We start from the raw sequence: 255 nt of genomic DNA on the forward strand, positions 1-255 counted from the left end.
ACTCAGTGAAATTGATGTGGCGGTGAAAATGCCGTCTACCCGCGGAAAGACGGAAAGACCCTGTGCACCTTTACTATAGCTTGACATTGGAGCTTGGACAATCGTGTGTAGGATAGGTGGGAGACTGCGAAACCGGCGCGCCAGCGTCGGCGGAGTCAACCTTGAAATACCACCCTCGGTTGTTTAAGCTTCTAACTCGGACCGTTATCCGGTTCGAGGACATTGTCTGGTGGGTAGTTTGACTGGGGCGGTCGC

At 53.7% G+C, this 255-nt stretch carries 1 rRNA gene; it reads left to right on the plus strand.

Annotation, left to right across the window (positions count from 1 at the left end):
* A 23S ribosomal RNA gene (locus GTA51_RS21660) occupies positions 1-255 on the plus strand; the annotation flags it as partial.

The sequence above is a fragment of the Solidesulfovibrio aerotolerans genome (genome assembly GCF_009856865.1).
GTDB lineage: Bacteria > Desulfobacterota > Desulfovibrionia > Desulfovibrionales > Desulfovibrionaceae > Solidesulfovibrio > Solidesulfovibrio aerotolerans.